Source organism: Mycobacterium sp. (assembly GCF_032161845.1).
Classification (GTDB): domain Bacteria; phylum Actinomycetota; class Actinomycetes; order Mycobacteriales; family Mycobacteriaceae; genus Mycobacterium.
Window position 1 is genome coordinate 1 of the sequence record NZ_JAVRQA010000180.1, and the last position, 10,054, is coordinate 10,054.

A 10,054-nucleotide genomic window follows, 5' to 3' on the forward strand; every position below is an offset into this window, starting at 1 on the left:
GACGCAACATTCGTTACCGGCGGACGACGCTGGAGCGGCACCGGGCCGTCGTCGAGGCGCCCTGATCCGCCGCCCGGCACTCAGTTGAAGCCGACTCCGAAGATCGGGATCCACAGACCAAACAGCCAGACGCCCCACTGGCGCGGACCGTCGTTCCAGACCGGGTTCAGGTTGTAGCCCCAGTAGTTGTAGGACTGCGGTGGTGGGCCGCCGTTCCACTGGATCGGCGGCGGCGGGCCCCAGCCCCACGGTGGCGGACCGTTGTTGTCATCCCACCAGTCGTGGCGGTTGTTGTTCCACCAGAGGCCCTTGTCAGGGCCGTGACCCCGGTTGTCGAACTGGCCGGGCCACCCGCGATCGTTGCCGTTCCCGTTCCCGTTGCCGTGCCCGTTGCCATGCCCGTTGCCGTCTCCGCATAGCGGTGGACAGAAATCGTCGCCGTGTCCTGGCTTCATCGGGATTGGCGCGCTCGGTTGTGCGGAGGCCACTGGTGTGACCACCGACACCGAGCCAAGGCTCAGTCCGCCTGCGACCAGCGCGGCTGCCAGCACTCTGCTCGTCTTCATTCGCGTCTCCTACCTCGCGACCTGATGTCGCGGCGTTCTCATTGCCTGCAACGCCGAAACGATCGCGGCTTGTTTCCGGACCCCATGGTGCGACCCCTACGAACGACATCGTCGAGGACAAGGAAACCGTTACGCATCGCTGATGCCAGCCGATGTCCGCCATGCGATGAATGTTGCTGGTGTGGTTGATGATTAGGACGCGTAGGGGTCTAGCGTTTGCTGGCGAGTGTCCCATGTGACCCCTGCGTCTGGTGAGGCTCGTGATCATCGTCGGCAGTGTCCTGAAATCAACTCTTCTTCGCCACCGGCCTGGTAGAACGACCAGATGCATTCCTCAGGCAGATGGCCGCGTCAGGAAATCGAGGACGCCTTCGCGCATCAGCAGCAGGTGGTGCGCGAGATCGGGCAGAGTTGGGACTGGTCGCGATACGCGGATCTGTTCGTCTCCGAGGCCACCTACAACGAGCACGTGTACGGCAAAATGGCTGGGCGCGAACAGATCAGGGAGTGGATCGTCTCGACGATGAACGTCTTCCCGGGTAGTGAGATGCCGTTCTACCCGGTGTCGTGGTACTCGATCGACACCGAAAAGGGCTGGGTCATCACGGAGATCATGAACCGGATGAAGGACCCGGGCGACGGCACCATCATCGAACGGCCGTGCATCACCATCCTCAAGTACGCGGGCGACGGGCTCTGGAGCTACGAGGAAGACGCCTACAACCCGATGAACTTCGTGCCCATGGTCAAGGAGTACGTCGAGCGCTGCCGGGAGTGCGGGACCCTCTCCGAGGCCGGTGTGGCATTCGCCAAGAACATGGGCTGGCAACTGGCGTGACCGTCAGCCGAACGTGAAGTCCCCCGGGTCGGGCATCCGTGTCCACGCCCAGTAGTCGACCAGTCGCCACGGACTCAGCGTGTACACCTCGCCGTATGCGTTCTTGTAGAAGGAATGCTTGATCGACGGTTGCGACCAGACCATCTTGCGCATCTCCTCCTGACTGCGTCGAACCCAGTCGTCCGTCGTGTCCTGCCGCGGTTCCATGAAGCGATGACCGCCGGTGATCAGGTGGTCCAAACACTGTGAGATGTAACGCATCTGGCATTCGGAGTGGAAGATGAGGCTGCCCCCGCTGGCCAGGTTCGTGCCGGGTCCGTACATGCAGAAGAAGTTCGGAAAGCCGGGCACGGTGATGCCGAGGTAGGCCGCCGGTCGCTCTCCCCACCGGCTGCGGAGATCCTGGCCTGCACGACCGGTGATCGTCATCGGCCACAGCACCTCGGTGGCCTGAAAACCGGTCGCGAAGACGATGACGTCGGCGGGATGGTGGACGCCGTCGGCGGTGACGACGCCGCCGGCCTCGATGCGGTCGATCGGCGTGCGGACCAACTCGACGTCATCGCGGGTCAGCGTCCGCAACCAGCTGCCGTTGTCCTGCAGCGTGCGCTTGCCCGTCGCCGGGTAGTCCGGCACGACCTTGGCCGCCAGTTCGGGATCGTCGCCGATCTGGCTCTTGATCCACTCGGTGAACATGATCCTGGTGATCTCGTTGATCTCACTGACCGCGCACTGCTGGTCGGGATACTCGGGGTCGACGCGGGCCGCCTCGAGGCCCTTGTCGCAGCCGGGCCAGAACAGCAGGAACCGGTACCACCGTCCGTAGAACGGGAGATGCCGCAGCGCCCACTGCACGCCGGGGCCGACGGCTTCGTGGTAGTTGGGATTGGGAAACATCCACTGCGCCGTGCGCTGGAAGACAGTGAGGTGGCCGACCTCTTCGGCGATCGTCGGGGCAATCTGGAAGCCACTGGCGCCCGCACCGATCATCGCTACCCGCTTGCCAGCGAGATCGACGGAATGGTCCCACTCCGCAGAGTGAAAGGCGTTGCCGGAGAATCGATCTCGACCCGCAATCGTCGGCAGGTGGGGCCGGTCCAGCTGCCCCACCGCGCTGATGATCGCGCGCGCTTCGAGGGTGGACACCGTGCCGTCGATGGCACGCGTCCGCACGCTCCACGTCGCGGTGGCGTCATCCCACGTCGCATCGGTGACCTCTGTCTGCCACCGAACGTGCGGTCCGACGTCGTACTTGTCCATTACGCGCTGGAAGTAGGCCTGCAACTCGGGTTGCTCGGCAAAGAAGTGCGTCCACTGATCCGTTGGCTCGAAGCTGTAGCAGTAGAAGTGATTTCCCACGTCGACGCGCGCACCCGGATAGGTGTTCTGATACCACGTCCCCCCCGGCCCGGCATTCTTCTCCACGATGGTGAAGGGAATGCCGGCCTCCTTCAGTCGGATGCCCGCCAGCAGACCGGACTCTCCGCAGCCGATGACGACGACCGGGAACTCGTCGCTCGCGGAGGGCTCCGAGGTCCGCGCGGCTCGCATGTCCCTGCCGTCGAGTTCCATCTCCTCGAGCAGCAACGGCACGTACTCATCGGGTACCGGTTCGCAGACCAGCCACTCCATCATCTCCTTGAGCAGCTCACGGCCGATCGGTTCGGGTTCGGGGCACCCGCGGTCGCGATAGTCGCTGATGACCTGCAATGCGACCCCGCGTGCTGCTGCCTTGTCGTCCTCGGACATGTAGCCCTGTACCTCGTTGAGGAACAGACCAGCCGGCTTGAGGGCACCGCGGATCAGCGCGGGGTTGCCTGACATGTGGACCAACGACAGCATCAACGTCGGGATGCTGACGTCGAGGAGTGCCGCGACGATGTCCTCGTCCGTAGTCGTAAACGGTTGCCCTGCATGTGGGTTGCGCACCCGTCGGTGCTATCACGGACCGGTGATCACGCGCAGGGCATCGGCTGAACGCGGCGGCGGGTTGGACCGGTGAATGGACGGGTATCACTCGTTGATGAGCGCGAATGAGGACTCCGATGGTTGCCTGGGCCGTCGCCCGGCCGGGGTGGACGACGACACCATCGCCGCGGTTGGGAAGGTGTCGGAGGCCTTGGAGTGGGTCGAACGAGCTCGTGGGCACCTGTACTCGTTCCATCAACTGATGGGGCACGCCGACCTGACGCTCGGCGAGGCGTGTGACGATCTGCGGAAGGCAGGACACGGCGAGGTCGCCGAACGCTTGGAGACGGAACTGATCGGTCGCAACGTGTTGCACGGCCGATGGACGTTTCAGGTCGTCGAGGAGTTCGACGATGGGTACTGGACGGAGTTCCGCGAACACGAGCGTCACGTGCGTGATGCGCTCGTCGCAGGTGAGAGACACGTGTACGAGGCCAAGATGAAGGACGAGAGGCGCACCCACGGCAGAATGGGGCATGAAGCTTGGCCCTGACGTTACGCTCGGCGACATCGCGTTCTCGACGGTGAGATGAGGTGGCGTGGGTATCTCGACACGGGTGAATGGAACGCTGCCGCCCGACGTTCCGATGTCCGACATCAACCTCGGCTCTTGGGACTTCTGGGCGCTCGACGACGAGGTACGCGACGGCGCGTTCGCCACCTTGCGGCGTGAAGCCCCCGTGTCACTGCAGCCGGAGTTCGTTCGGGAGGGCTTCGAGCAGGGCAAGGGACACTGGGCGATCACCCGGTACGACGACGTGTTCCACGCCAGCCGCCATCCCGAGGTCTTCAGCTCGGCGCAGGGCATCGTCATCGGAGACCAATCGCCGGAGTTGGCCGAGTACTTCGGCTCGATGATCGCGATGGACGACCCGCGGCACACCCGGCTGCGCAACATCGTGCGAAGCGCGTTCACCCCACGGGTGCTGGCCAGGATCGAGGATTCGGTGCGGCACCGCGCCAGACGTCTGGTCGATGCGATGGTCGCGGATCACCCGGACGGCACGGCTGAACTGGTTTCCGCCCTTGCCGGACCCCTTCCGTTGCAGATCATTTGCGACATGATGGGCATTCCCGAGGAGGACCACCAGAAGGTCTTCGAATGGACGAACGTGATCCTGGGGTTCGGCGATCCGGAGATCGCGACCGAGTTCGACGAGTTCGTCAAGGTGGCAATGGAGATCGGCGCCTACGCCAGTGGATTGGCAGACGACCGCCGCGGCCACCCCGGGGAAGACCTCACCACCAGCCTGGTGGAAGCCGAGCTCGACGGCGAGCAACTGACGTCCGGGGAGGTGGCGTCGTTCTTCATTTTGCTGGTGGTCGCGGGCAACGAGACGACCCGCAACGCCATCAGCCACGGCGTGCTCGCGCTGAGCCGCCACCCCGAACAACGTGACGACTGGTGGAGCGATTACGACACCGTCGCTCCGACCGCGGTCGAGGAGGTGGTGCGGTGGGCATCGCCCGTGGCCTACATGCGCCGCACGGTGACTCGTGAAATCGAGCTGAGCGGCGTCAAACTCGTTGCGGGCGACAAGGTCACGCTGTGGTACGGGTCAGCCAACCGCGACGACGCCAAGTTCGAGGACCCGTGGTCATTCGACGTACGGCGCAACCCCAACCCACACGTCGGCTTCGGCGGCGGCGGTGCCCACTTCTGCCTCGGCGCGAACCTCGCGCGGCGGGAGATCACCGTGGCCTTCGAGGAATTGCATCGACGGATTCCCGACATCGCCGCGACCGAGGAACCCGCCCGGCTGCAATCGGCCTTCATCCACGGCATCAAGCGACTGCCCGTCGCGTGGACCCCGCCGCGCTAGGCCACTCTCGCGCTACTTGACGACTCGGTGCGGTTGCTCTTCGTGCTCGGGGCGCTCGCTGCGGTTCACTTCGTCGCGCTTGATGCGGTCCTTCTCGGCGGCGGCGTGCGCGTCGTCGACATCGTCCTTACGGCGCGGGTCCAACGAATCAGCGCGTTGAAACTGCGAGTCGAGTTGCTCACGTGAGGCGGCTGCCTCGTCGCGGTGGACGGCAGCCCTGTCGCTCAAGCGGGCGGCCTCGGCGGCCTTGGCCTCGGCTTCCGCTGCAGCGGCGCGGGCCCTGGCATCTGTCTCGGCGGCGATCGCCTCCCGCTTCTCGACGCGGCTGCTTTCCTCGCGAGCCTCTTCGCGGAGACGATCTGCTTCAGCCCTGCGCTTCTTGTCACGCGCACTGCGTGCGACGAAGGCGAACGCCAGGATCAGTAGCAGGACGACCACGACGGCCACGACGATCAGGACGACGGTGTTACTCATGTCGGGCTCCTTGGACACTTGGTGCGTCATGAATTGACGCAACTGCTGGTTTTGCGGATGCCCGGCATCGCCGACGTTCAAACCCCGGGAGCGTGACGTTGGACCTACTTGACGGTCAGTGTGCCCTTCATGTTCGGGTGGTATTTGCAGATGAAGGGGTAGTCGCCAGGCTGAGTTGGTGCGGTGAAGGTCTTCTGCTCCCCGCCGTCGACGTCGGTGGAGAACCCGGCATCGGGTTTCGAGGTCACCGAGTGCTCGACGGTGTCCTTGTTCACGATGGTGACCGTCGCCCCGGGTGAGACGGTCAGCGGCTCACCGAAGGCCATGCCGGAGATCGTGATGGTCGAGCCCGCAGTGGCCGGGCTGTCTGCTGGGCTGCCGGTCATGGCGACGGGTGAACTGGTCGACCCGTAACCAGAACTCGGGGCTGGGGCACTACTGCACGCGGTGGCAACGGCGCCGATCAATAGCAACGCCCCGAGTGTGGAACCGATCTTGGTCATGGTGTCCTCCTGCGTTGGCGGCGTGTGTCTCATGGACACGTACCGCGTGCCGGTTGGGTTCGATCAGGGCAGGACCCGTTCGTCGACGATGAAGAGAACGAGGGTGACGGCCAGAATCGACGCTGCCAGCCAGATGGCGTGCGCACCCCAGGCTCGGCTCGCGAACGAGCCAATGAGCGCTCCCCCGGCGAACGCAAGGATCAGCGCACCGTAGACCCCGCAGGCGCGACGTGCCGCGCCTTGCTTGCCGATCAAGCCGTCGTAGCCGCTTTCGACGAATCGCATCAGGTTTCCGGTCGTCGCGACCGGCAGGTACGCCAGGTCGCCGATGTTGCGGAACAGCCCCATTTGCAGGGCGGCGAGGAACGCGATCGGGACCGTCACGTAGCTGTGCGCCACGGTGACCGGGACGAAGCCGATCACCGCGAGCGCGACCACCTGCACGGTCATCGCCCAGCGCAACGGATGCGGCACCATACGCTCCACTCGGCCCGACTTGATGTGGGCCGCAAGGGAAACGCCGACCATGAAGGCGAGGATCGGCCACACGTGGGCCATCGCCGCAGCCACCTTGCGCTCGGACACGTCGATGGCGAAGAAGATGACGTTGCCGGTCTGAACGTTGGCGAACACGCCGCCCCGGACGTAGAAGGTGTGCGCATCCATGAACCCGTTGGTGATGGTCAGCAGCAGTGCGAACCACAGCGTCCTGGCGCGGTCGACGTCGTTCGGTCCCGCTGTCGCAGCGCCCATTCGGACAACCTAGCGGTCGACCCGTCGGCCGACTTGGCGAGGATCAGCCGACGTACTTGGTGAACCAGTCCTGCGTCTTCTGCCAGGCGTCGGCTGCTGCCGTCGGGTCGTAGCGGTCGCCGGTGTCGTTGAAGAACGCGTGATTCGCGCCTTGCTCGACGACGAGTTGGTTGACCAGTCCGGCCTTGTCGAGGGCCTGCTGCGCGGCGTCCTTCGTCCCGGTCACCCGAGCGTCCTCGGAGCCGTAGAACGCCAGCACGGCGACGTCCTTGGAACCACTGAAGTCGGCGCCGTCGGGCAGCGGGCCGTAGAACGGCACCGCGGCGGCGAGTTGCGGTTCGCCGGACGCGAGCAGCTGCCACACCAGGCCGCCGCCCATGCAGAACCCAACGGCCGCCACCTTGACCCCCGGTGTGCGGCGCTGCAGTTCGTCGATTCCCGACTTCATGTCGGCGACGAAGTCCGGCGCGGAAATCTTGCTGAGGGCGGCGGTGGCTTCGGCGGGGTCGGTGAACTTCGCCGTGCCGCCCTCGGCCGACAACAGGTCGATGGCGAGACTGGAGTACCCGATCCCCGCGAAGCGTCCCGCCACCGTGCGGGCCCAGTCGGTGAGCCCCTTGTTCTCGTGGATGACGAGGACGGCGCCCTTCGGCGACTGTGCCTCCGCCCATGCCGCTTGGAGTTCGCCGCGCGGACCCGCCCAGGTGATGGGCGCGGTCTCGAGCGCGTTCTCGATTCCTGGCGGAAGTGGCTTTTCGGTAGCGGCCCCGCTAGAAGTCACCGGCGCGTTCGCCGTCGGCGTCTCGTTCGCCGGTTTCTCGGCGCTGCCGCACGCGGCGATCAGTGCCGACGCCGCGGTGGCGCCGACGCCGATGAGCGCCAGCCTCCGAATGGCCTCGCGCCGGGACATCAATCCCTCGACGTGGTCGGTCGCGATCTCTTCGGCAATATAGCGTTGCAACGGAGTCACGTAGCGAGTATGCCTCGACATTCTGAACTTGCGATGGCAGAAGGCTCTGACGGCGAATACTCGACGTCATGTTCTCGCCAGCGGGCAGCCCCGCTCTCGCCGGCCGCATCGCCGTGGTCGCCGGAGCCACCCGCGGTGCGGGTCGCGGGATCGCGGCTGCGCTGGGCGAGGCGGGTGCCACGGTCGTATGCACGGGACGCACCAGCTCCGTCGTCGACCTCTGTTCCGACTACGATCGTCCCGAAACCATCGAGGAGACAGCGCAACTCGTCACCGATCTCGGTGGTGTCGGCGTCGCGGTGCCGACCGACCATCTCGACGTCGCCCAGGTGCGCGCACTGGCGGACCGCCTGCGAAGCGACTACGGCGCAATCGACGTCCTGGTCAACGACATCTGGGGCGCCGAGATCCTCAAGGGGCCACCGTCGACGTGGAACCGGCCGCTGTGGGAGCACGACCTCGACGACGGACTCCGCATCCTTCGGCTCGGGGTCGAAACCCACCTGATCACGTCGCACTGTCTGCTGCCGCTGCTGATCGGCCGTCCCGGCGGACTGCTGGTCGAAGTGACCGACGGTACTGCCGAGTTCAACGCGCAGCACTACCGATTGTCGGCCTTCTACGACCTCGCCAAGGTGTCGGTGAACAGGATCGCGTTCAGCCAGGGCCACGATCTGGCGCCGTTCGGCTGCACCGCCGTGGCCGTGACGCCCGGCTGGTTGCGCTCGGAGATGATGCTGGAGAACTACGGGGTGGCCGCAGCGACGTGGCGCGACGCCCTCGAACCGGGACGCGCCGACGGCGGACCGACCGCTCCCCCGTCGTTCACCGAATCCGAGACGCCACGTTTCGTCGGCCGTGGGGTGGCTGCCATCGCGGCCGACCCCGATCGCGCGCGCTGGAATCAGCGCTCGGCGAGTTCGGTGGAACTGGCCCGCGAATACGGCTTCACCGACATCGACGGCCGCCAGCCCGACGCATGGGCCGAGCAGTAGACATTTTTTCCGATGTGTTCACGATTTCGTTGACACGGGTGCCCCGCGGCTGTTCTATGACGGGGTGACGTACGACACGATCATTCGAAACGGCCGGTGGTTCGACGGCACCGGCGCGGCGTCCGCGGTGCGCAACATCGGCATCCGCGACGGTCACGTGGTGGCGATCTCGGCCACCGAACTCGACGAGATGGACTGCGCCCGCGTGATCGACGCGACCGACCAATGGGTGCTGCCGGGCATGTTGGACATCCACACCCACTACGACGTCGAGGTCCTCAACGGGCCCGCGCTGGCGGAATCCCTGCGCCATGGCGTGACCACCGTGATGCTCGGGTCGTGCTCACTGTCGACCATCCACATCGACGGGACTGACGCGGGTGATCTCTTCGGTCGCGTCGAGGCGATCCCCCGGGAGCACGTCATCGCCGCGGTGGACGGTCACAAGACCTGGCGCACGTGCGAGGAGTACGTCGAGGCGCTGGAGCAGTTGCCTCTTGGCCCCAACCTGGCGGCGTTCATCGGGCACTCCGACATGCGAACCGCCGTCATGGGACTCGACCGCGCGACGCAGAAGCGCGAGCGTCCCAGCCGGAGTGAACAGGCCGAGATGGAGCGCATGCTCGTCGAGGCCCTCGACGCGGGCTTCGTCGGCATGTCCTCGATGCAACTGCTCTTCGACAAGCTGGACGGCGACGTGTGCCGATCTCGCACGCTGCCGTCGACGTATGCCGGAGCGCGCGAGCAGCGGAGGCTGAAGTCGTTGCTGCGCAAGGCGGGACGCGTCCTGCAGTCCGGCCCCAACATCGAGAATCCGCTGAACCTGGGGTCGCAGGTCGCGCAATCGCTTGGCATCATCCGCAACCCGCTCAAGACCAGCCTGCTGTCGGCGGCCGACGTCAAGTCCAATCCCCTCGCCATCACGATGATGGGTCCGGTCGCGCGGTTGATCAACCGCCTTGGCGGAAATTTCCGATGGCAACACCTGCCGGTGCCGTTCGTGGTGTACGCCGACGGCATCGTTCTGGTGATCTTGGAGGAGTTGGGCGCGGGCGCTGCGGCTCTGCACATGAGCTACTAGGTCGTGCGGAAGGTGTTGATGCGTGACGAGCAGTACCGCCGCCGGTTCCGCAAGGAGTACGAAAGCAAGTACGGCCTGCGAGT

The 10,054-nt window shown here is 65.6% G+C and carries 10 protein-coding genes and 1 pseudogene; 5 read left to right on the plus strand and 6 right to left on the minus strand.

Annotation, left to right across the window (positions count from 1 at the left end; translation table 11 throughout):
• Positions 1 to 80: 80 nt before the first annotated feature.
• A complete protein-coding gene (locus QOD90_RS10320; RefSeq protein WP_526349267.1) occupies positions 81 to 566 on the minus strand; it encodes a hypothetical protein in 486 nt (161 codons plus the stop codon).
• Positions 567 to 891: 325 nt separating this feature from the next.
• Between QOD90_RS10320 and QOD90_RS10325 the strand changes: the two genes are divergently transcribed.
• Entirely contained in the window at positions 892 to 1,404 is a 513-nt protein-coding gene (locus QOD90_RS10325; RefSeq protein WP_526349269.1) for a nuclear transport factor 2 family protein, read from the plus strand.
• Positions 1,405 to 1,407: 3 nt separating this feature from the next.
• Here QOD90_RS10325 and QOD90_RS10330 read toward each other — a convergent pair whose 3' ends face one another.
• Positions 1,408 to 3,333, minus strand: a complete 1,926-nt coding sequence (locus tag QOD90_RS10330) for a flavin-containing monooxygenase (protein WP_526349271.1) — start codon at positions 3,331 to 3,333, stop codon at positions 1,408 to 1,410.
• Positions 3,334 to 3,427: 94 nt separating this feature from the next.
• Between QOD90_RS10330 and QOD90_RS10335 the strand changes: the two genes are divergently transcribed.
• Together QOD90_RS10335 and QOD90_RS10340 are read left to right on the plus strand one after the other, a co-directional pair.
• Positions 3,428 to 3,865: a hypothetical protein gene (locus QOD90_RS10335; RefSeq protein ID WP_526349273.1), complete on the plus strand. Its 438-nt coding sequence runs from the start codon at positions 3,428 to 3,430 to the stop codon at positions 3,863 to 3,865.
• Positions 3,866 to 3,911: 46 nt separating this feature from the next.
• Complete coding sequence (locus QOD90_RS10340; RefSeq protein WP_526349275.1) at positions 3,912 to 5,195, plus strand: cytochrome P450; 1,284 nt, start codon at positions 3,912 to 3,914, stop codon at positions 5,193 to 5,195.
• Positions 5,196 to 5,207: 12 nt separating this feature from the next.
• On the opposite strand, the gene QOD90_RS10345 is transcribed toward QOD90_RS10340, so the two are convergent.
• The 4 genes from QOD90_RS10345 to QOD90_RS10360 all read right to left on the minus strand — a co-directional run bounded on the left by QOD90_RS10345 (position 5,208) and on the right by QOD90_RS10360 (position 7,895).
• On the minus strand, positions 5,208 to 5,669 hold the full coding sequence (locus tag QOD90_RS10345; protein WP_526349277.1) for a hypothetical protein: 462 nt from the start codon (positions 5,667 to 5,669) through the stop codon (positions 5,208 to 5,210).
• 104 nt (positions 5,670 to 5,773) lie between these two features.
• Entirely contained in the window at positions 5,774 to 6,172 is a 399-nt protein-coding gene (locus tag QOD90_RS10350) for a cupredoxin domain-containing protein (protein ID WP_526349279.1), read from the minus strand.
• A 63-nt stretch (positions 6,173 to 6,235) separates the two neighbouring features.
• Positions 6,236 to 6,925 (minus strand): YoaK family protein, encoded by a 690-nt coding sequence (locus QOD90_RS10355; protein ID WP_526349281.1) that lies wholly within the window; start codon positions 6,923 to 6,925, stop codon positions 6,236 to 6,238.
• A gap of 43 nt (positions 6,926 to 6,968) precedes the next feature.
• Positions 6,969 to 7,895 (minus strand): dienelactone hydrolase family protein, encoded by a 927-nt coding sequence (locus tag QOD90_RS10360; protein WP_526349283.1) that lies wholly within the window; start codon positions 7,893 to 7,895, stop codon positions 6,969 to 6,971.
• A 68-nt stretch (positions 7,896 to 7,963) separates the two neighbouring features.
• On the opposite strand from QOD90_RS10360, the gene QOD90_RS10365 reads away from it, so the two are divergent.
• A complete protein-coding gene (locus tag QOD90_RS10365) occupies positions 7,964 to 8,890 on the plus strand; it encodes an SDR family oxidoreductase (protein ID WP_526349285.1) in 927 nt (308 codons plus the stop codon).
• A 64-nt stretch (positions 8,891 to 8,954) separates the two neighbouring features.
• Positions 8,955 to 10,054 (plus strand): annotated as a pseudogene (locus tag QOD90_RS10370) (amidohydrolase family protein); the annotation flags it as partial.